Origin of the sequence: Kluyvera cryocrescens NBRC 102467 (assembly GCF_001571285.1) — a bacterium.
Taxonomy (GTDB): domain Bacteria; phylum Pseudomonadota; class Gammaproteobacteria; order Enterobacterales; family Enterobacteriaceae; genus Kluyvera; species Kluyvera cryocrescens.
On record NZ_BCTM01000012.1, the window covers coordinates 166348 to 188140 of the forward strand.

The 21793-nt window shown below is 55.7% G+C and carries 14 protein-coding genes; 4 read left to right on the forward strand and 10 right to left on the reverse strand.

The window, feature by feature from the left end:
* Positions 1-52: 52 nt before the first annotated feature.
* From KCR01S_RS10375 to KCR01S_RS10385, 3 genes are all read left to right on the forward strand, one after another.
* Entirely contained in the window at positions 53-952 is a 900-nt protein-coding gene (locus KCR01S_RS10375; RefSeq protein WP_061282639.1) for a LysR family transcriptional regulator, read from the forward strand.
* Positions 953-1064: 112 nt separating this feature from the next.
* Positions 1065-2063: an inner membrane protein YhjD gene (gene yhjD, locus KCR01S_RS10380; protein WP_061282640.1), complete on the forward strand. Its 999-nt coding sequence runs from the start codon at positions 1065-1067 to the stop codon at positions 2061-2063.
* Positions 2064-2337: 274 nt separating this feature from the next.
* On the forward strand, positions 2338-3654 hold the full coding sequence (locus KCR01S_RS10385; RefSeq protein WP_061282641.1) for an MFS transporter: 1317 nt from the start codon (positions 2338-2340) through the stop codon (positions 3652-3654).
* A gap of 36 nt (positions 3655-3690) precedes the next feature.
* Here the strand turns inward: KCR01S_RS10385 and pdeH are convergent, their stop codons facing one another.
* Complete coding sequence (gene pdeH / locus KCR01S_RS10390; RefSeq protein WP_061282642.1) at positions 3691-4464, reverse strand: cyclic-guanylate-specific phosphodiesterase; 774 nt, start codon at positions 4462-4464, stop codon at positions 3691-3693.
* Between the two features lie 228 nt (positions 4465-4692).
* On the opposite strand from pdeH, the gene kdgK reads away from it, so the two are divergent.
* The gene (kdgK, locus tag KCR01S_RS10395) at positions 4693-5622 is read left to right on the forward strand and encodes a 2-dehydro-3-deoxygluconokinase (RefSeq protein WP_061282643.1); all 930 of its coding nucleotides are present in this window, start codon (positions 4693-4695) and stop codon (positions 5620-5622) included.
* A gap of 126 nt (positions 5623-5748) precedes the next feature.
* Here the strand turns inward: kdgK and KCR01S_RS10400 are convergent, their stop codons facing one another.
* The 9 genes from KCR01S_RS10400 to bcsR all read right to left on the reverse strand — a co-directional run bounded on the left by KCR01S_RS10400 (position 5749) and on the right by bcsR (position 21535).
* The gene (locus KCR01S_RS10400) at positions 5749-7239 is read right to left on the reverse strand and encodes a M16 family metallopeptidase (RefSeq protein ID WP_061282644.1); all 1491 of its coding nucleotides are present in this window, start codon (positions 7237-7239) and stop codon (positions 5749-5751) included.
* A gap of 285 nt (positions 7240-7524) precedes the next feature.
* Positions 7525-8811 carry a dicarboxylate/amino acid:cation symporter gene (locus tag KCR01S_RS10405; RefSeq protein WP_061282645.1) on the reverse strand — a complete coding sequence of 429 codons (1287 nt, stop codon included), beginning with the start codon at positions 8809-8811 and terminating at the stop codon, positions 7525-7527.
* Between the two features lie 154 nt (positions 8812-8965).
* On the reverse strand, positions 8966-10972 hold the full coding sequence (hmsP, locus tag KCR01S_RS10410) for a biofilm formation regulator HmsP (protein WP_061282646.1): 2007 nt from the start codon (positions 10970-10972) through the stop codon (positions 8966-8968).
* Between the two features lie 270 nt (positions 10973-11242).
* Positions 11243-14551 carry a cellulose synthase complex outer membrane protein BcsC gene (gene bcsC / locus KCR01S_RS10415; protein WP_061282647.1) on the reverse strand — a complete coding sequence of 1103 codons (3309 nt, stop codon included), beginning with the start codon at positions 14549-14551 and terminating at the stop codon, positions 11243-11245.
* Positions 14533-15630 carry a cellulose synthase complex periplasmic endoglucanase BcsZ gene (gene bcsZ, locus KCR01S_RS10420; protein WP_061282648.1) on the reverse strand — a complete coding sequence of 366 codons (1098 nt, stop codon included), beginning with the start codon at positions 15628-15630 and terminating at the stop codon, positions 14533-14535. Before bcsZ ends, bcsC begins: the two co-directional genes overlap by 19 nt.
* 6 nt (positions 15631-15636) lie before the next feature.
* A complete protein-coding gene (gene bcsB, locus KCR01S_RS10425; RefSeq protein WP_061282649.1) occupies positions 15637-17943 on the reverse strand; it encodes a cellulose biosynthesis cyclic di-GMP-binding regulatory protein BcsB in 2307 nt (768 codons plus the stop codon).
* Between the two features lie 13 nt (positions 17944-17956).
* Positions 17957-20575, reverse strand: a complete 2619-nt coding sequence (bcsA, locus tag KCR01S_RS10430) for a UDP-forming cellulose synthase catalytic subunit (RefSeq protein WP_061282650.1) — start codon at positions 20573-20575, stop codon at positions 17957-17959.
* Positions 20572-21324, reverse strand: a complete 753-nt coding sequence (gene bcsQ / locus KCR01S_RS10435) for a cellulose biosynthesis protein BcsQ (RefSeq protein WP_061282651.1) — start codon at positions 21322-21324, stop codon at positions 20572-20574. Before bcsQ ends, bcsA begins: the two co-directional genes overlap by 4 nt.
* Before the next feature lie 10 nt (positions 21325-21334).
* Positions 21335-21535: a cellulose biosynthesis protein BcsR gene (gene bcsR, locus KCR01S_RS10440; RefSeq protein ID WP_052282938.1), complete on the reverse strand. Its 201-nt coding sequence runs from the start codon at positions 21533-21535 to the stop codon at positions 21335-21337.
* Positions 21536-21793: the final 258 nt, after the last annotated feature.

Below are 21793 nucleotides of genomic sequence, written 5' to 3' on the forward strand. Positions count from 1 at the left end.
TATCGCCAGTTACGCTTCACTGTCTCATTTACGACAACAATAGGCCGTTTTGATGGATAAAATTCACGCAATGCAGCTGTTTCTACGCGTCGCCGAACTGGAGAGTTTTACCCGCGCGGCGGACACGCTGGGCCTCCCTAAAGGTAGCGTATCGCGGCAGATCCAGGCGCTGGAGAACCACTTAGGCTGCCGTCTGCTACACCGCACGACCCGGCGGGTGCTGTTAACCCAGGATGGAATGGTTTATTACGAGCGCGCCAAAGATCTGTTGAGCAATCTGGACGAACTGGACAGCATGTTCCAAAGCGACCCCAGCAGCGTCAGCGGGCGGTTGCGTGTCGATATGCCGGTCGCCGTCGCTCGCCACGTTGTCATCCCTCAGCTACCAGATTTTCTGCAGCAGTATCCGGGAATCGAACTGGAGCTCAGCAGCAGCGATCGCCTGGTGGACGTGATCCGCGAGGGCTTTGACTGCGTGGTGCGCGTTGGCACGTTAAAGGATTCTGGCCTTATCGCCAGACCGCTCGGTAAACTCACGGTCATCAACTGCGCAAGCCCAGCCTATCTATCGCGCTTTGGCTATCCAGAGTCGCTGGACGACCTCAGCACCCATGCGCTGGTGCACTATGCCACCAACATCGGCGTGCGCCCGCCGGGCTTTGAAGTGGCGAAAGAAAATGGGACACAGTGGGTTAAGGCTGGCGGCGTCCTGACGGTAAACAGCACCGAAACCTATCACGCTGCCTGTTTGGCAGGGCTGGGTATCATTCAGGCTCCGCGCGTGGGGGTACGCGACGCGCTGCACGGCGGCAAACTGGTGGAAATCCTGCCACAATATCGGGCAGCGCCAATGCCGGTATCGCTACTTTATCCGCATCGCCGTAACCTCTCGCGCCGGGTGCACCTGTTTATGGAGTGGTTAACCGCGGCATTACAGGATTACGTGGATTAATTTCAGCCCAGTGTCTGGTGCGCTGTAATATCACCCGGACGAGGCGCGCCAGCACCGACTCCGGTGAACGATCTATACTTAAGTAAAAGCAATAAAAAGGAAAATATCCCTGATGACGTCGGAACATGACGAGAAGCGTCCGCTGCAGGAAGCGGAACCAAGCCACCTCTCCCGAACGCAGCAAAAGGCCAGCAAAGCGCTGGACACCGTCACCAGCACGGCGCAGAAGATCCAGCGCCGCCCGGTTATCGCCCATCTGATTCGCGCCGCCGAGCGCTTTAACGATCGCATGGGCAACCAGTTTGGCGCCGCGATTACCTATTTTTCATTCCTATCCATGATTCCCATTATGATGGTGTCGTTCGCTGCCGCCGGTTTTGTACTGGCCTCACACCCGACGCTCTTGCAGGACATTTTCAATAAAATCCTCGTCAACGTCAGCGACCCCACGCTCGCCGCGACGCTGAAGAGCACCATCAACACCGCCGTGCAGCAGCGTACCACCGTCGGGCTGGTCGGTCTGGGGGTTGCGCTCTACTCCGGTATCAACTGGATGGGCAACCTGCGCGAGGCTATTCGCGCGCAGTCGCGCGACGTCTGGGAGCGCACGCCGCAGGATCAGGAAGCGCTGTGGCTGAAATATCTGCGTGACTTTATCTCGCTGATTGGCCTGCTCATCGCGCTGATCGTTACCCTGTCGATTACCTCGGTTGCCGGCTCCGCGCAGCAGCTGATTATTTCTTCGCTGTATCTCGATAGCATCGAATGGCTTAAACCGGCCTGGCGGCTGATTGGCCTGGCGATATCCATCTTCGCTAACTACCTGCTGTTCTTCTGGATTTTCTGGCGGCTACCGCGCCATCGTCCGCGTAAAAAAGCCCTGATTCGCGGCACATTTATCGCAGCCGTCGGCTTTGAGGTAATTAAAATTATCATGACCTGGACACTGCCGACACTGGTGAAATCCCCATCCGGCGCGGCGTTTGGCTCGGTCCTGGGGCTGATGGCATTCTTCTACTTCTTTGCGAGACTGACCCTGTTCTGTGCGGCGTGGATTGCCACCGCCGAATACAAAGACGACCCAAGAATGCCGGGAAAAACCCACCGTTAAACACGATGTTGGGCTGAGAGATAATGAAAAATTTCAGCCCAACACATCGTTTCAGCATATAAATCCAGCCTGTAACTTTTATTTAACCAAAAACCAGTTTTATCATCTAATTGACAAAAAATGTGAAGCATTTCATGTTTGATAATCTGCGGGTATAAAAATTATCCACTTTTTCGCTATTTTTGCCTGTTTTTACATTCCCGTTACACATTGAAATGTCGCTTTTGCTATGTCTAATATGGCCTTTCGTTCGCTATACATATTAGAAAAGACTATGACCAGCACAACACTCGATAACGAACAGGCTTCCGCTCCGGTTAACTCACGTAATAAAGTCGTCGTGGCTTCGCTCATTGGCACCGCCATTGAGTTCTTCGACTTCTATATCTACGCCACCGCCGCGGTGATCGTGTTCCCGCATATTTTCTTCCCTCAGGGCGATCCGACGGCGGCGACGCTGCAATCGCTGGCCACCTTCGCTATTGCCTTCGTCGCGCGTCCTATCGGTTCCGCGCTATTCGGCCACTTTGGTGACCGTGTCGGACGCAAAGTCACTCTGGTGGCTTCGCTGCTGACCATGGGGATCTCAACCGTGCTGATTGGCCTGCTGCCAACCTACGAGTCCATTGGCATTCTGGCACCGATGCTGCTGGCGCTGGCGCGTTTTGGCCAGGGTCTGGGTTTAGGGGGTGAATGGGGTGGCGCTGCGCTGTTGGCCACCGAGAATGCACCACCGCGCAAGCGTGCGCTGTACGGTTCGTTCCCGCAGTTGGGCGCACCGATTGGTTTCTTCTTTGCCAACGGCACCTTCCTGCTGCTCTCCTGGCTGCTGACCGACCAGCAGTTCATGAGCTGGGGCTGGCGCATTCCGTTTATCTTCTCCGCCGTGCTGGTGCTGATCGGCCTGTATGTGCGTGTTTCGCTGCATGAAACGCCGGTATTCGCCAAAATCGCCGCAGCGAAGAAACAGGTTAAAGTGCCCATGGGCACCCTGCTGAGCAAACACGTGCGCGTCACGATCCTCGGCACCTTTATCATGCTGGCGACCTACACGCTGTTCTATATCATGACCGTGTACTCGATGACGTACTCTACCGCTGCCGCGCCGAATGGTCTGGGCCTGCCGCGTAATGAAGTGCTGTGGATGTTGATGCTGGCGGTTATCGGTTTCGGCGTGATGGTTCCGATCGCCGGCATGCTGGCTGACCGTTTTGGCCGTCGTCCAAGCATGATCGTCATCACCAGTCTGATCATCGTTTTCGCGCTGTTCTTCTTCCAGCCGCTGCTGGGCTCAGGGGACACGTCGCTGATTATGCTGTATCTGTTGGTGGGTTTAAGCCTGATGGGGCTGACGTTTGGCCCGATGGGGGCGCTGCTGCCGGAGCTGTTCCCAACGGAAGTCCGCTATACCGGCGCGTCCTTCTCTTACAACGTAGCGTCGATTCTGGGGGCCTCAGTTGCACCGTATATCGCAGCCTGGTTGCAGAGTAGCTATGGATTGTTCTACGTGGGTGTTTATCTGGCGGCCATGGCGGCCCTAACCTTGATTGCACTGCTGCTGACGCACGAAACCCGTCACGAATCGCTGTAAGCCCTTCTCTCTGGCCTACGTTCGCGTAGGCCAGCGTTATACCAGGTGAATCATCAAATTATCTAAGGTTGACATCGGTACCGGTCGGGAAAGGAAATAACCCTGCGCCGCATACGCCGGCGACTGCTGCACTTCACGCCACTCTTCCAGCGTCTCTACGCCTTCAACGATGACCCCTTCGCAGTAGCGATTCATCAGCTGTAGCAGCAAAATGAACAGCTTGCGGCCTTCCGGCGTTTTACGCAGCATGATAAACAGATCGCGCGCCACTTTGATGTAGTCATAGCGGACTTCATTAAGCGCCGAGAAGTTGGCCATCCCGGTACCAAAATCATCCAGCCACAGCGGGCCGAATTCGCACAGAGAAGCGACAGTTGAATCCTGCGGTAGCGCCATATGTTCAACCAGTTCAAAACGCAGCCACGGCAGCGTTTCAATCATCGTTTTCAGGATCCGGTCCTGCCGCATTTCCAGCAGCGTGGGCGCGTCAACGTTAACCGAGGCCAGCACCTTATTCTGTACAAAGAAATGTTTCTTTTTTGCCAGCATTGCCACCTGTTCTTTGATGACATGAATTCGCTGACCGATAGAGACTGCGGCGAAGTAACGATCCGGTGCGATACGCTTTTGGGGGTCAGAGGGATGGGTCACTACCGTTAACACCTCTATCGCCATCAGGCGACCCTGGGTGGTGTAGATAGGCTGATACGTATAGACGCGCTCACACTCTTGCCAATAACGCAGCTGCTGTAGGCTATCCAGCTCCGTATCAGGAACTCTCGCCCGCTGGCTCACCTGCTTTAACGTCATTTAAGCTTCCTGTGAATAGAGGGTCAGAGGGTCTGGTCATAAGGTTATCGGCGGGGTATTTGATAACTTTATGTCCAGACTTAGCCATTTTATTTTTCTGCCAGGATGACTAATACGCCGTAACACGCGCTAGCTCAAAAAAAATAATGGAACGATGTTTTAATATAGTTGACCACCGATTAGCCACAGCGCACACTACGAAAAATTTACCGATTCAGGTTGATGACTATGTCTAAAAAAATTGCCGTGATTGGCGAATGCATGATTGAACTGTCCGAGAAGGGCTCACAAGTTAACCGCGGTTTTGGCGGCGACACCTTAAACACGTCCGTCTATATCGCGCGTCAGGTCTCCCCGGCTGAACTCAGCGTCAATTACGTCACGGCGTTAGGCACCGATACCTTCAGCCAGCAAATGATGGACGCATGGCAGGCGGAGAACGTCAACACCGACCTGATTCAACGTATGAGTGACCGCATGCCGGGCCTGTACTACATCGAAACCGATGACACCGGCGAGCGTACGTTCTACTACTGGCGCAACGAAGCGGCGGCAAAATTCTGGCTGGAGAGCGCGCAGTCTGCAGCTATTTGCGAACAGCTGGCAAACTTTGACTACCTCTACCTGAGCGGCATTAGTCTGGCGATCTTAAGCCCGTCCAGCCGTGAAAAGCTGCTGGCACTGCTGAGCCAGTGTCGCGCCAACGGGGGGAAAGTTATCTTCGATAACAACTACCGTCCACGCCTGTGGGCCAGCAAAGAAGAGACGCAGAAAGTGTATCAGCAGATGCTGGAATGCACCGATATCGCCTTCCTGACGCTGGACGACGAAGACGCGCTGTGGGGCGAGAAGCCGGTTGAAGAGGTTATCGCACGCACCCACGCTGCAGGCGTTAGCGAAGTGGTGGTCAAACGCGGAGCGGACTCCTGCCTGGTTTCCGTTGTTGGCGAAGCGCTGGTTGATGTGCCTGCGGTTAAGCTGCCAAAAGAGAAAGTGGTGGATACCACCGCGGCGGGCGACTCCTTTAGTGCCGGCTATTTGTCCGTACGTCTCACCGGCGGCGACGCTCAGGCGGCGGCAAAACGTGGTCATCAGACAGCGAGCACCGTGATCCAGCACCGTGGGGCAATTATTCCGCGCGACGCGATGCCAGCGTAAGATTGCACGCATAAAAAAACCTCTTCCAACCGGGAGAGGTTTTTTTTCGTCTGGAGCATACCCCTCACCCTAACCCTCTCCACTGTGGGGAGAGGGTCGGGGTGAGGGGAAACCATGCTGCTGCGCTTACTGCGCCGGCGGAATATCGGTGACGTCCTGGTGGCTATCATCCACGACCGCCGCCGATTCCGGCTTTGAGGTCAGCATAATTTTGCTCCAGGTGTCCTGCAGATCTTTCATATTGAACTCAGGTTCACCGGTCGGCTGCTGCAGAATCAGCGCCATATCCTGCGACAGCTGCTGGCGCAGATCCTGATTCACCATATCCAGCGTCAGCGACTCAAGGAAGCTCTGACGCAGCTTCTGATACTGTTCAGGAGCAATATCAACCACCTGGTTTTGCAGCGAGCGGATGCGCTGATTAATCAGCACGTCGGTATCCATACGGGCGTAGGTCGCAAACAGCTTTTGCAGCTCAAGTTTTTTCTGCGCAACCAGCGCATTAAACTCATCCTCCGGCAGACCATTATCGCGAATGGTCGCCAGCTCACGCGCCACCAGGCCCAGATTGCCCTCCAGCTTGTCGCCCGGAGAATCCAGATTGATACCGCACTGCGCACGCAGATACAGCACGCGGCAGTCAAAGCCCAGGCCGATATCCTTCATATTAGTGCGGCTGAGCTTCTGCTGAACGTGCCAGAACAGCGCCTCACGCGCCAGGTCTGCCCGCCAGTAACGCAGCAGCGCGGCCGACTCGCGGATTGGCTGCCACGCGCCGTCCCACATGATGGACAGGCGATCCTGCTGTACCGCGTTGGTCATAATGCTGACCGCTTCCGGACGCAGCGGAGAGAGCGTCGGCACAGCGGCCGGCGTTTCACGCTTACCTTTCAGTTCGCCGAAGATCTTGCCGATCTGCTCGATCGTCGCCCGGCTGTCTACGTTGCCCACAACGATAAGCGTCATGGCATCCGGGGTGTACCATTTATGGTAAAACTCGGTCAGTTGCTTAGCATCAACCGGCGGCTTCAGCGGCTCGGCGGGATCGTGTCCCAGCATGGTTGAGCCTTTCAGGCGATAGCGCCACCAGCCCTCTTTGGTATCCTGCGGCCAGGTCGCCACCATATCCTGCACGCTCAGAGCGTAGCTGATGGTGTCCGCCGTGATGTCTGGTTTGCCCAGCGAGTTAGCCAGCCAGGTCAGTGCCTCTTTTTGCAGATCGCTGCGGTTGTTAGGCATGCTCAGATTAAAACGGGTGAAATCATAAGAAACGATCGCGGGCGGCAGCGGTCGCTTTGGATCAATACCCTGTTGCCACATAGAACGAACCTGCGCGGCGGGCATATTTCCGCTTTGCGTTAGCGCAATACGCGGAATCAGGTGGCTGTAGCCGGTTTGCTGAGCGCTTTCATTCAGCGAACCAATATCAATCGAGAGCCGGATCTCTACACGGTCACTCGGGCGCTGCGGCGTGGCAAGCACCTGCCACTGGAAGCCGTTTGACAGCGTGCCTTGTTGCCAGGCCGGGTCCGGCTGGAGCGTTTCTGCCTGCACACAGCTGGCCGCTGCCATCATCAGCAAACCACCGGCTAAAAGTCGAATTGTTGTGCCCTGCATGTGAACCCCTGATGAACTTTCCTGGTGACTCCCTTCATAGCTAAAACCGCAGAGGCGTAGGTCGCCTGCGCGCTATTCCGGGTATAAAAGACCACCGCCTTCGGGCGATCGTCTAAAATCTTGAAGTAAATACGTCAGTTAGACCGCGTAATCGTAAAAACGTCACATGGCTAAGTAAAATAAAATACACGATAGCCATAGGCTATCACGGCTAACGAATAACGCCGCCTAATTATGCGCAGGAGCCCGCACTCCAGCAAGGGAGTACGGGCTTAAGTGATGGGATTATGAGGATAATTCGTGCGATTTGTTCACGGTCGGACGGTTATTGAGCACGTCATCAAGCTGTTTTGCATCTAATTGTTTCACTCGCTTGGCCACCACAATGGTAGCAACGCCGTTACCAATCAGGTTGGTCAGGGCACGGGCTTCCGACATAAAGCGGTCAATACCCAGAATCAGCGCCAGACCCGCGACCGGTAAATGGCCGACTGCCGAAATGGTCGCTGCCAGTACGATGAATCCGCTTCCCGTAACCCCAGCAGCCCCTTTCGAGGAGAGCAGCAGCACCACCAGCAGCGTTATCTGATGGAAGATATCCATGTGGCTGTTGGTGGCCTGAGCGATGAACACCGCCGCCATTGTCAGATAGATAGACGTACCATCGAGGTTAAACGAGTAGCCGGTCGGAATCACCAGCCCTACCACGGACTTACGGCAGCCCAGCTTTTCCATTTTATCGAGCATACGCGGCAGTGCGGACTCGGAAGACGATGTCCCCAGCACAATCAGCAGCTCTTCTTTGATGTAGCGAATGAATTTGAAGATGCTAAAACCGGTCGCACGAGCAATAGAGCCCAGCACCACCACCACGAACAGAATACAGGTGATGTAGAAGCAGATAATCAACTGCCCCAACTGCACCAGCGTGCCGACGCCATACTTACCAATCGTAAAGGCCATCGCCCCGAATGCACCGATTGGCGCCAGTCGCATGATCATATTGATGATGCCGAAGATGACCTGCGAGAAGCTTTCGATAACGTTGAAAATCAGTTGGCCTTTATTACCCAGACGATGCAGCGCAAAGCCGAACATCACCGCAAACAGCAGCACCTGCAAAATATTACCGCTGGCAAACGCGCCGATTACGCTCGACGGGATGACATCCATCAGGAAGGCGACAATCCCCTGATCTTTTGCCTGTTCCGCATAGATAGCGACCGCTTTCGCATCCAGAGTTGCCGGATCGACGTTCATACCGGCACCCGGCTGAACCACGTTGACAATCACCAGACCAATCAGCAGAGCGATGGTACTGACCACTTCAAAGTACAGCAACGCGACGGCCCCGGTGCGGCCTACCGCTTTCATGCTTTCCATACCGGCGATCCCGGTGACGACCGTACAAAAGATAACCGGGGCGATAATCATTTTAATCAGTTTGACGAAGGCATCGCCGAGCGGTTTCATTTGTGCGCCCAGTTCTGGGTAATAGTGACCGATGAGCACACCGATCACTATCGCCGACAGCACCTGGAAATAGAGGCTTTTAAAGAAAGAGGTTTTCATAGGATGTCCTTAAGCTATAGCCACAGGAAAAGTAGGGATTATTTTCACCTGTGGGCACAAAATAACATCCAAGAAACATAATCGAAATATTTGTACGTGAATTTGATACTTAATTGTTAAAACCTTGAGCTGACACGCACAATCGCTATCAATTTTACTCCGGCAGCAGTGATTTCTCCTTGCCTAAATAATCCTGTTCAAAGGTCTCTGTCGGTACTGCACGGGCAAACAGGAACCCCTGCAAAATGTCGACCTCTGCCGCCTTCAGCCAGTCGTATTGTTGTTTATTTTCAACGCCTTCAGCCACCATTTTTAAATTAAGGCTGCGGCCAAGCTGAATAATCGCAGCCACCATGCTGGCATCTTCCGGCAGGGTGTCGATAAAGATTTTGTCGATCTTGAGGATGTCGACCGGCACCGATTTCATATGTTGCAGCTGACGTAATCCGGCATAGCCCATGCCGAAATCATCCAGCGCAATCCGCACTCCGGCGTTGCGTAACGGACGCAGAATCGCCACCGCCGCTTTCGGATCATCAATGCGCCGGCTTTCGGTCACTTCCAGCACCAGTGTCCCCGGCGCAATACGGTAGCGGTTCAGCAACGCCAGCATGTCAGCGACCATATCGTGATGCAGCAGCTGAAGCGCGGAGATATTCACCGACAGCGGCAGCATAATGCCGCGCGACTGCCACACCGACAGCTGACGACAGGACTCTTCAAGCACCCAGTGACCGACGGTGACCATCAGACCGCAGGACTCAATGTTATCGATGAGATCGTTTGGAAGCGCCCAGCGGCCGTCAGGCTGACGCTGACGCAGAAGCACTTCCGCACTACAAACTTTCCCGGTCAGCGTCTCCACCTGCGGCTGTAGCCAGATAGAAAACTGCTGATTATCCAGCGCCGTCAGGATATCGCTCTCCTCGGTCAGGCGCTTTTGGGCCTTTACCATCTGCTCCGGGTCGAAGAACTCAATTTGGTTTTTACCTTTACGGCGAGCGGTAAAGGCGGCGGACAGCGAGCGGCGGTAGAACTGCTCGGCCGTTAGGCCATCGCTGTACATGGCAATGCCAATACTGGCGCTCGGACGCAGCTGGATCCCCTGCAGCGGCAGCCGCTCATTGATAATAGTGAGTACTTGCTGACCTAATGTGATGGCGTGCCAGGGTTCTTTGATGCCATAAGCCAGAATCGCAAAATCGTAGCCGCTGACCTGCGCCAGCACCATCCGCGGTGAAATGACCTGCTTCACCTTCTCAGCCAGCGTCAGCAGCAAGATCTCACGCTGCTCTTCTTTCAATACACCGGCCGTATCCTGCAAGGTTTCACAGGCTATTGTTAGCAGCGCTACCGGCGTTTGCCGCTCCAGGCTCTGCGCCAGCAGTCCCAGTAAAAAGGCTTTGTTGGGGAGGTCAGAAATAGGAAAACGCGTCGATTGACTGCTCAGTTCGTCGTACTGACGCAATAACGCCTGCTGATTGCGGTTATAGCTGCGCACCAGCGTACCGATCTCATCATCATGATGCAGTCGCGGCAGGGTCAACTGATGCCCAATACGGTCGGCCCCCGGCAGATCGTGAATTTCATAGGCAATCTTGCGTAGCGGTCTGACGATCAGGCGATTGATGCACCAGGTCAAGGCGACGGTCAGGATTAGCACCAAAAGGAAGTAAGCGGTCACTATCGTTGCAAGTGCGCTCATCACGAATTTATACATCCGATAGGAGTCAGCCTGTAGCACCAGATAGGCCAACGGCTGCGGGTTGGCCGGACGCTCCAGCGAATAGAGCGGTAGCGAAATTTGTACCGGTAGCTCAAAAATACGGGTGATGTTCACCGGCACTGGACGCTCCGGGATAAAGCTCATGCGCAACGCCTGAAATTGGTTTGGCAGCACGACGTCCGCCCGGCTCACAATCCCCGATGGTTGAATACGTTCCAGAATTGACTCGGCTTCTGGAATATCAGCTTTCAGAATGGCCGCAGACAGCGGCTGGCGCACAGAGCGCGCAATGCTTTCAAGTTGCGTAGCGGTGTTATAGCGATCCTGCTGCACGAAGTGGAACAGTAAAATGAAGCAAAAAACAAATAAAAACAACATGGTGACAACTGCAACCATAGCCATTTGTTTTATGGTAAGTGAACGGCTGACGCGCAAAAGAGCTCTCCACTGATACGAACGTGTTGCACAGGCAATTGAGAATAACGAGGCTGGCAGCAAAGTCAAAATAGACTCTTGCGCAACGATTATAACCCGCCGTCGTGACGGGTTATATAAGACGAATACCTATATCCCGTCAGGTGTAGACTGCCGCGCGGTGGCGCTCATTGGCCTCAGTCACGCACCGTGGTCCGTGACTGAGGTTTCACGCCTTTACCGCTTTCTGGCAACCCGAACGATTTAGGGTATAAATCAGGATAGAGTGAATTACCAATCCGCGTAAGGAATCAGCGGCTGCGGTGGCATATCGAGATCGCCCTGCCAGCCGGCAGCGGAATAGCGCACATAGAGCAGCGCGTGGCTTGGGGTGTAATCCTTCGCCTGCTGAATATCGACACCCGCACCAACAAACCAGTTCGAGGTCACGCGACGTTCCACGATGGCTCGCGCCGTATAACCAAAGCCCTGGCTGCTGCCACCGCTGTTGGTGTCGTCGCTGGCGTCTTCCTTCCACTGTTGCGGAATCAGGCCCATCAATGGATACCGCTGTTCGGTCCGGTTGCGCGAGTGTGACCAGGAGACAGAGCCCCCCAACTCCCAGGACCAGTTCTCCGTGCGCTGACGCCAGTTAACCGGCACCGCAAACGACACGTACTCCTGCGGGCTGTAGTAGCCGCCCTGACCCAGCGTGTAGCCGCTAAGGTCCTTCTGGTAGTGCCAAATCATGTTGTTCAGCCCTACTGTCACCCGGCGGTTGTTCTCGTTGATAACCTTGTAGTAGTAGCCGGTCATCCAGCGCACGCGCCAGTTATCATCCACATTCTTGCCGGTAAGCTGATCGCCACCGAGTGACGCCCATACGCCGTTGGCTTCACCTTTGTCATAGCTCAGGCTGATACCACCGCCGTCAGCGCGTACGCCGCCCCAGGTGGTGCCCGGATGCGCGCCGCTGCTGTTATCTTTCTGCCCGCCAAATGCTAACAGCGAACTGGAAATCGGGCGACGGTGCGCATTCACGGTATAACCCAATGGGCCAATATCGCTGCTATAGCTCAGGCCACCAACCACATCAACCACATTGAAGCCCATCGGGGTGGTCCCGATGTCGGCGTCCCAGGTATCGTTTTTCCAGCCGATGGCAACGCTTGCTCCGTTTCCGGACTGATTCTTCGAACCGTAGCAGGTGGACAAATCACAGGTGCCCCACTGCTCTTTGTAGGCGTTATTTTTGTCCGCCGAGAAGCTGCCGGCATCCATATTGACCAGGTCTGAGCGGAAGAACATACGCCCGTCAGACAGCGGCGCGTCCACCTGGAACATGGTGGTGTGCGCTTTCAGATCCGAGTAGCCGCCGGTCCCGCTGGAGCCCCAGTATTCATGCTGCAATGTGACGTTAAGATCCTGCTGACGATAAAGATCGGCGGCATCGCTGCGCACACCGCGCTTGAGCCAATCATCTTTTTCGTCGTTGCGGGTCAGACGGGTAAAGCTGTCGTTATCCTGCGGACGCGTTGGGGTGACCTGCGCCGCGACCATCGCATCTTTGTAGGTTTCCAGCGCCTGCTTAGGATCGCCCGCCTGCGCCTGATAGTTTGCCGCATCGCGCAGCACCATCGCACTTTCCATCGACGGTGGCTGAGATTTGGCTTGAGGAATCAGCGCGGTCATCATTTTCTGCGCCGTGGCGGTATCACCAAGCTGAGCGCTCACCAGCGCAATACGTCGCTGCGTATTGAGCGAACGTTCGCCCTCGGCAGGCAGTTCCGCAAGCTGTTGGCGGGCGGCCAGCTTATTACCATCGGCGGCATAGACTTCGGCCAGCCCCAAATGCGCATCTTCATCATGCGGGTCTTTTGCCAGCACCGCGTTGTATTCCGCTAACGCGGCCGCGGTATCGCCCCGCTGCTGCGCCCAGTCAGCCAGCGTCGAGTGAATGCGCGCGGATTCTGGCTGCTGTTTTAGTAACGCGATAGCCTGCGTTTCCTGGCCACCATCGCGCAGGCGGTTTGCCTGAGCGATGACCTGATCGCTACGCAGACGGGTATCCAGCTCACGAATGTTATCCGTCCACTGCGAAGCCGGTAGCGCGGCCAGATGCGTCAGCGCCGCCTGATCCTGTCCGTTGCCGGACATATACAGCCCATAGGCATAAACCTGCTCGGCATCGGCCGGTTTTTTCCGCGCCAGGTTAAGCATCAGATTGTCGGCTTCACCCCGTTGGCCAGCGCTGACCAAATCGCGTGAAAGCCGATAGGTTATCCAGACGTCGTCCGGAGACAGCGCCAGACGACGACGCTGGAGTTCCGCGGCCTGCGCCCAGCGTCCTTGATTTTCCAGCGCTTCCGCCTGTTGTGCGAGACGGTCGTTTGTCAGGCTGCGTTCAATATCATCGATACTGCGGCGCTGGCTGGCAGAAAGGCCATTGATAAAGTCGGTCGCGCGTTCTGGTGATTGCGCACGGTAGATATTCGCCAGCCCGCGAATCGCACTGCTGTTCGTGCGATCCAGACGTAACGCTTGCTGGTAGTAACGCTCAGCACCGGCGCTGTCTTTCCGCGCCATGGCGACGTCACCCAGCCCAAGAACCGCATAGCTGTCGGTGCCATCGAGCTTACGCGCTTGCTGATAAAAACCTTCCGCCTGCGCCAGATTATTGGCCTTCAGCGCGGCATCGCCTTTGCGAATCAGCGGCCAGTAAAGCTGCCAGGTCTGCGGTTTGCTGGCTTCGGCTTCTTCGGCTTTCACCTGCTGCTCGGCTTTTGCGCGTAGAACCGGATCCGCCATCTGCTTTTGCTGGTCGGCTAACATTGCGCGCGCGCTGTCCGCAGCCTCACCGCTGCTGAAAATCAGCAGGAAGCGCTGTAGCGACTGTACGCTGCTCGGGCTAACTGGCTGATTTTTTATGGTATTAAACCAGATATCACCCGCTGGGCCGCGTCCACCGTTGGATTTGGCCATTTGCTCCAGCACCGTAAACGCTTCATCGCGACGGTTATCCGCCAGCAGCATATTCGCCAGCGTGGTCTGCAAACCGATGTTTCCGGGGTTCTGTTGGTTTAATGATTGCAGGTGTTTTAAGGCTTCATCGCGGCGCGCGGGAATTTTCGCCACCGTGCTCCAGTATTCCACCGCATAGTCGCCGTCCGGCGGCGCACCATTAAATGCTTTTTCGTAAGCCGCCAGCGCTTCCGGCACGTGTCCGGTCGTCGCCTGCAGGCGCGCCTGCTGTAGCTCCTGGCGACCCGCGTCCGTATTCAGCCCAAGTTCAACGCGCGAGGCATTGTATTCCGCAGAGTTGGGGGCCACCTGCGCCAGTTTATCCAGCTGTTTCTTCGCCCCGGCGGTATCGCCCTGACGCAGCAAATAGCGCAGACGCGCAGCCATAACTTTCGGGTTGTTGGGATTAATCAACTCCAGCCGGTACAGCGACTGCTGCACCAAATCATCCCGTTTGCTGGCCTCCCCAAGGCGCACCTGGTTAAGCAGTTGTTCTTCCGCCGAGGTGTCCGCGTAGCCAGGCTGCACCAGCGTCAGGCCGAGAGAGAGTGTGATTAAACTTAATGTGAACTTGCGCATTCCTGGCCCCAGTCAGGTAGTAATTCGCCGCGGGCGCTGAAGCGAAAACGGTGTTGATCCCAGCCCTGCCCAAAGAGGGTCAGAACAAAATTGTAATACGCATCCGCGCCGGGAAAATTGTCTGCAACGCGCTGCCGCTGAGCGGCCTGGGCGTCACGATCTTGTAGGAATGGGAGGAGTGAAGCCGAAAAACCGACAGGGCCATCGCCGGTCACTTTTCCGCTGGCTATCGCCACTTTTTCCGGTGGCAGTCCCTGCTTCGCGGTCTGTACCGCCATGGCGTTAAAGCGTTTTAGCAGACGCGCTTTTTGCGGGTCGGCGTCGTGCATCATGCCCACCCACAGATAGACGCGAATCGCGTCGTAGCTGCCGACAATATCCGTCGCCTTCAATTGCCAACCGTGCGCTTTATCGTAACTCACCCAATCCGGGGAAAAGCCTTTCGGCGCGGTGTCCATCAGTAGCTTCAGGTTGGTGTCACGTAGCGTTGTCCACGGCGCGCCAAAGCGGCTGAAATACTGGGCAACCTGCGGCGGGAAATAGCTTGGATTGAAGCGCCAGTGCGTCTCTTCAGCAAAACCCACGCGCCCTGGCAGCAGCATCAGCCCCAACTCCGGCACCTTCACCACTTCCTGTTCAGCAATCTTCGCCAGCAGCGCTTTGCCGATGGTGCTGTAGTCATCGTTCTTCCATAGCCGCCCCGCTTCCAGCAGGGTCCATGCGATCCAGATATCAGAGTCAGAAGCGGAATTGCTGTCCAGCACCTTCCACTCCGTCTCGTTCTTCTTACCCCATAACCAGGCTGGAAGATGCTCACGCAGAGAACCTTCGGCAAGGTTATTCTGCGTCCAGCCGAGCAGCGTGGCGAACGTTTGTTTATCGTTCGCCGCCAGGGCAAAGAACAGCGCGTAGCTTTGCCCTTCCGAGGTTGTAATCTTACGCGGATCGCTTGGGTCGATAACGCGCCCTTCAGCGCTGACAAATTCCCGTTTGAACTGCTCCCAGGCAGGCCAATGGCAAGCGGCCTGAACCTGGCCGCTAAGGGCGAACAGCACGACAATCCAGCGTAATATTCTCATCACGGCTTACTCGTCTTCCGGATCTAAGCGACGGCGGCTGATAATGCGCAGCAGACGCCACATAACCCATGCCAGCAGCACGATGCTGATCGCGGCGAAGATGGCCAGCAGAACCGGGTGGTTAGACAGGGCAAACCAGATACGTTCGAACCACGGCAGATGACCGACATAGTACACATCGCCTACGCGCAGGCTATTCACACCGGATTCACGAATCACCGACACCGAACCAAACATGGCCGCACGTTTACCGCTGTCATTGAGAGCATCATTTAGCAGGTCGTAACCCTTATCGCTGTCGGCAAGCAGCGCAACGACGCTACGCTGTTTATAATACGGCGATTCAAAGCCCACGATGGCCGCCATCGGACCGGAGGAGGAGATCTCGGTTTGAACGCTGGCGCTGCGATCGTCAGCATCCAGGTAAATGCTCGGCAAGTCGTTGTGACGTATCGGCGTTTTCACCCAGCTCTGGGTCGCATCCACCAGCAGATCCACTTTCTTATCGTCTTTCAGCGATGGCGGGATTGAACCAATCAACAGCAGATCGGCATCTTTGTCTTTAATCTGACTACCGTCATCGATAATCGTCATGCTGGTCCCCGCCAGACCGGTCTGGCCGCCAATCACCGCCACGGTATTCAGCAGAGTGCTCAGCTGTTCTTCAGACGGTTTCTTCGGCATGACAATCGCCGTGTCGGAGAGATCCGCCATACGCGTGAACGGGAAGCCCGCATTGGCAAAGGTACGCAGATCCGGCATCGGCAGGAAATGGTAGTAGTGCGAGAAGTCGATCGTCGAATCATCGCCCAGCACGACGTGATTCTGTACCGGCTGGAAGGTGACGCAGCTATCGATGTTCCCGCCAGGCATTGGGTTCGCGTACTGGAAGTCAAAGCGCAGCTGGTTCATCGCGCCCAGACGCAGCGCCGGAATGCTGACATCGTTTTTACCGTCCAGCAGGCCTTGCAGCACCGGCAGACGCATCATCAGCTTGTTGATGTCCTGGGTGCTATTCAGACTAAACGACTGTAAGAATTGGTTGTTGAGGCTGATGTCCATGCGAGAGCTGTCTTTGACTGCCGGCATGGTGTAGCGATATTTCAAATCCATATCGATACCGGTGCTGCGCAGCAGATACAGGTCCGGCGGCAGGTTCAGCGACAGGTTAATCGACGCAGGCTCCATGCCGGTGGACTGGAGCTGCTGTTCATAGGTTTTCAGCTCGCCAAAGGTCACCGGGCGATCGGTACGTACCCAGTTAGGCGCATCGTACGGCACGCGCGCCAGCAGCGGTTTGACCTCATTCACCGTTACGCTGTTGCCACGGAACAGGATGTTCCCCGCCGCAATACCCTGCGCGGCTTTCAGCAGATCTTTATCATCACGACCAAACACCACCAGCAGCTTCATGTACGGGTTATTCGGGTGATCAATCATTTCGATCGTCGGTGCCTTCACTGCGGGATGATCGCGCAGGAAGTCCGGGCGATGATCGTTGGTGGCAAAGACAATCGCATTGCGATCCGGCAGGGTGTTATACATTACCGGGAACGTCTGGCCGCGCCAGCCGGCTTTCGAACCAAACCACGAAGCCACAATTGCCGCCGCCTGCTGCTGCTGCAAATCAGGGGAACCGGCAAAAACCATCGGCAGGTTCAGCGCGCGGTTATCACGCGCGTCATAGAACGGCACCGGGAAGTGCGAGAGATCGTTACGAACCTTCAACGATTGATAGGTTAAATCCAGCGAACTGCCACGGCCAACATCAAGCCAAACGGTCGAGTTTGCCGGGTTTTCACACACGTCACGGTAGTGGCCGATAAATTCGAGGCGCACCCGGTTAAAATCGGTGATATACAGCGGATCGATAGCGATCTGCGTCGTCACCTTTTGGCCCAACTGTTCTTTGGTGACCGGCAGAACACCCATCAGCTCATCGTTGAGATATACCTTCAGCTGAGAAGTCACAGGCAGCAACGACGGCGACGGGGTATACGTCAGATTCAGCAGCGCCTTCGACACCACTTCATCGCTGCGCATACCGAACTCAATGCCCCCATTTGGGTTAGCGCCACGCAGCACCATGCTGCCCGGCGGCGGCGCAATCTGAGCAAAAGAAAGCTTTACGTTGCGGCTCGGCGCGTCTTCCACCACTACCGGCGTCGCAGCGGCGGTAACCGGCTCTGCTGCGTCCTCCTGAACAGACGGCGCAACGGACACCTCTGTCGTCGGTTCTGAATACGTCGTGAGCGGCAGTAAACTGCCCACGCCCACCGCCACTGCACAAATCCAGGAAAGGTTTCTTTTCATCGTGTAATCATCATTATTGTTGAGCCATAGCCGATAGCGGATGCTCGATAACCGCCTCGCGTTCAGGACGACGCGGAACGAACGAGGCCACCCACGCCACCAGCAAGGTGAGCGACCGGAAAATTTCTTTGGCCACCGGCGGCGCGAACTCGGCCAGGTGACGGTAACCACGGAACCCTAGCTTCAGGATATCCATCAGGCTTTCCAGCGGTTTATCTTCTGGGAAGCTGTCCTGCCAGAGCGCCCACGTATCCGCGCGCGCAAACGTACACTGTACAAAGTCGATATGCTGGCGAGTGCTCATTGGCAGTAATTTCAGCCCGACTTCACTTCCCAGCACGCGAACGACCTGCGTCGGGAAGACATATTCCTGCTGCCCACGTTTAAGCAGCAGATTCACTTTCTGCTCTTCCAGCACCTGGGCATCGCCGTTGATGCGAATACCGACGCCACCATCGGAGAAGTCATGCACGGTGCAGGAGAAGAGGTGACCGTCTTCGCGGGAAATCGCTCCCGGCATCTTGATTTCAACGCGGTGCGAACGGCGTACCTGTTTACTTTCCACCGATACCGCCACGGCGCCACCGAGAATAATCAAGTTGTAGAACACCCACAGCAGACTGACCCAAACCGTCAGTACTTCGTCTTCCGGGCCGTACATATAGCGCCAGATACCAAACGCCACGCCGACCAGATTCAGCAGCACCAGGAAGATATACGGACGGGAAATCACCCAGTCGACATACTCCTCTTTCACCAGGCCACCTTTCGCCGTAACGTTGAAAGTCCCTTTGTGTGGAGCAAACAGCGCCACCATGGTTGGCGGAGCGATGTACCAGGCCAGCACGGTCTCATAGATTTCACTCCAGAAAGAGTGACGGTACTTACCCTGGATCTTGGAGTTGGTCAGGCTAGCGTGAATCATGTGCGGCAACACAAACAGCGCAATCATCAGCGCGGGCGCGTAGATGATATAGGCATGCAGCAGCAGGAAGGCCAGCGGTGCGGTCAGGAAGATAAGCCGCGGAATACCGGATAAAAAGTGGAACATGGCGTTGAGATAACACAGTCGCTGCGGCATCTTCAGCCCTTTGCCGAGTAGCGGGTTATCCAGACGGAAGATCTGCACCATCCCGCGCGCCCAACGAATACGCTGGCCGATGTGCGCCGACAAACTTTCCGTGGCGAGGCCGGCGGCCTGCGGTAGACGCATGTAGGCCGAAGTGTAGCCCAGGCGATGGAGTCGCAGCGAGGTGTGCGCATCTTCGGTGACGGTTTCAACGGCAATCCCGCCGATCTTATCCAGCGGTTCGCGGCGAATAACGGCACAGGATCCACAGAAGAAGGTAGCATCCCACATATCGTTACCATCCTGCACCAGACCGTAGAACAGCGTGCCTTCGTTTGGCGTTTTGCGGAATCGGCCAAGGTTACGTTCAAACGGGTCCGGCGAGAAGAAGTGGTGCGGCGTCTGCATCATCGCCAGCTTCTTATCCTTCAGGAACCAGCCCATGGTCATTTGCAGGAATGAACGGGTTGGCACGTGGTCACAGTCGAAAATAGACACAAACTCGCCCTTGGCATATTTCAGGGCATTGTTGATGTTCCCGGCTTTCGCATGCTCATGGGTGGTACGGGCGATGTACTGTACGCCGACATCTTTGGCGAACTGGCGAAACTCTTCGCGCCCCCCATCATCAAGGATCCAGATAACCACTTTGTCTTTTGGCCAGTCGATACCCAGCGAGGCGTAGACGGTGTTTTTTACCACGTTGAGATCTTCGTTATAGGTCGGAACGAAGATATCCACCGTCGGCCATTGATTCATATCTTTCGGCAGCGGTACCGGCTGGCGGTTCAGCGGCCAGGCCACCTGGAAATAGCCGAGCACCAGCACTATCCAGGCATAGGTTTCGGCAAACAGCAGGATCAACCCGCAGACCAGACTGACCGGGTCATTCCAGTTGAGCGTTGAAGTGTAGCGCCACCAGATATACCGGCAGGAGACCGTCAGCGACAAAACGATCAGCATCAGCGCCGAGAAGCGCCCCGGAATACGTCGTACCAGCAGGGCAACGCCCCACAGCAGCATCAGGAAGACAAATTGGGAAAGAGGGTTAAACGGCTGGGTGATACACACCAGCGCCAGCACCAGCGACAGGGTTATCGCTACGCCAAGCACCAGCCGGCGAACTTTCGGGCTGAGGTGCGCCAGCTCCTTTTTATCGTCAAGGTGGCGGGTTTGGCTATTGAAGCGAACGGGCAGTTCATCTGCCCAGCGAATATAGCGATCGCGCAGACGATCGAGGCCCGATAGCGGTCGCCATTTTGTCGGCTTACGGCTCTCCGGCGGTTTGCTGGCAATCAACCATACGGCCTGCAGCAAGAAGCGCAGGGGATCCAGCGGCCGCGGGCGGGAAAAATTAATGTGGGGGAAAAGCTCATCATGGCGCGTCAGCAGCGACTGCCAGCGCGCATTTTCCAGCGGCAGAAAAATCCACGCCAGTCCGACCCAAAGGCAAGACAGCGTCGCTGCAAACCAGGAAGCGCCGCTACGGCGATAGTCCACGTAGCGCGCGCGCAGGCGCGCATACACCGGCGGGACGAAAATTAAGCTGCCGAGGCGGATCATACTTCGCGCTCCGCCGCCGCGTGATGTCCGGCGTAGTGCATCAGGCACCAGCTGGCGAGCGTAATTAACTCTTCAGCAGCCAGAGAATCATGGCGGTATTCACCCAGCGGCTGCTTGCTCGCCAGACTTTCCGCCATCGCTTCGTCACGGTGGATAACCACCGGCAGCAAACGGCGCTGGGTTTGCAGCCATACCTGGTAAAGATCTTCCTGCAGCGGGCTGCTCATACGCAGGCCATTGAGGAGAATATGCGAGTTCGCGGGTAGCGGCTGCTGATGCAGTCGGATATGGCAGTTGGCGTCCGGTTTCACCACCGTAAGCGTAAAATGACAAGCCTCGACCAGCGACGGCGTCCAGGGATAGAAACCGTGCGGCAGATCGAGCAGGATCCACTGGTATTTTCCCTGACGTTCAGCCTCTCTGGCAATGTCGGTCACCGTCATCAGCGGATTCGTCAGCGTCGCGATATTCTGCTGCTCACCGGGCTGCAATTTGCCAAAAGGAAGAACATCGATAAGCGAGGTGTAACGCAAACCGGCATCGCGCCAGTCCTGACCGTCCAGCGCAGCGCGCGCCCAGCCGGTTTCTCGAGCGATATCATCGTTAAACGACAGACGCAGCATATTATCAGGGCTGGCATCGATGACCAGCACCGACTCCCCGAGCAGCTGCAAAGACCATGCTAATGCCGCCGTGATGGAAGTCGTACCCACGCCCCCACGCACGCCCTGTAATCCCAGAATAGCCATTATGGCTTCCTTATTTTTGTTCGGCTTTTTGTTCTGCAAACTCTGCCAGCAGCGGCCAACGCTTAAACGCAGCCGCTAATTTTTCACGCTGGGAAATATCAGTGTAATCTATATTGGGTAGAGAGAAAGCCCGACTCAGTGCGAGAAAATCATTCTGAAAAGTGTAGCCAAGTTGAGAATCTACGGATGTCACAGGTTCATTATCTGGCATTGTTTGGTTCCCTCTGAAATCAAAGTCAGAATGCGCTACAGCGATCGGCGCGCAACCTTTCAATGAAATTCGTTTATACTCGTCATACTTCAGACTGCAGATGTATGCATTCGCTTTTACGCATCTCAACCACATAGTTATGCAAGTTTTGAGGGTTTAGCTCACTAATCACCTGACAATAACTCGAGTTATTTAGACTATACATGCTAAATCTGATGCTATTTAATTTCAATATTAGGTTTATTCTGCTGTTTACAC